The sequence below is a fragment of the Pseudoalteromonas sp. SWN29 genome (genome assembly GCF_015864465.1).
GTDB lineage: Bacteria > Pseudomonadota > Gammaproteobacteria > Enterobacterales > Alteromonadaceae > Pseudoalteromonas.
This window is the reverse complement of the sequence record NZ_JADYXE010000210.1, coordinates 1-501: the sequence shown is the minus strand read 5'-3', so window position 1 is coordinate 501 and position 501 is coordinate 1. Positions and strand designations below refer to the sequence as shown.

Annotated in this window: 4 tRNA genes; all 4 read right to left on the bottom strand. The window is 39.7% G+C overall.

Annotated features, from left to right (window positions below):
- Positions 1 to 4: 4 nt before the first annotated feature.
- The 4 genes from I6F53_RS20535 to I6F53_RS20520 all read right to left on the bottom strand — a co-directional run bounded on the left by I6F53_RS20535 (position 5) and on the right by I6F53_RS20520 (position 496).
- A tRNA-Lys gene (locus I6F53_RS20535) sits at positions 5 to 80 on the bottom strand.
- Positions 81 to 162: 82 nt separating this feature from the next.
- Positions 163 to 238, bottom strand: a tRNA-Lys gene (locus I6F53_RS20530).
- 24 nt (positions 239 to 262) lie between these two features.
- A tRNA-Lys gene (locus tag I6F53_RS20525) sits at positions 263 to 338 on the bottom strand.
- Between the two features lie 82 nt (positions 339 to 420).
- Positions 421 to 496: transfer RNA gene (locus I6F53_RS20520), tRNA-Lys, on the bottom strand.
- Between the last annotated feature and the right edge of the window lie 5 nt (positions 497 to 501).

Here is a 501-nt window from a genome sequence, read left to right as displayed (position 1 = left end):
AGAATGGTGGGTTATGATGGATTTGAACCATCGACCAATTGATTAAAAGTCAACTGCTCTACCAACTGAGCTAATAACCCGCTCTATGCACTTATTCAAATATGAATGAAGCTTACGTAAATCCGCCGATTGATGTCATTCGCTACTCACAAGAATAAAGAATGGTGGGTCATGATGGATTTGAACCATCGACCAATTGATTAAAAGTCAACTGCTCTACCAACTGAGCTAATGACCCGCTCTGATATAACTTTTCATAGAATGGTGGGTTATGATGGATTTGAACCATCGACCAATTGATTAAAAGTCAACTGCTCTACCAACTGAGCTAATAACCCGCTCTATGCACTTATTCAAATATGAATGAAGCTTGCGTAAATCCGCCGATTGATACCAAACACTATTCACAAGAACAAAGAATGGTGGGTCATGATGGATTTGAACCATCGACCAATTGATTAAAAGTCAACTGCTCTACCAACTGAGCTAATGACCCGCTCT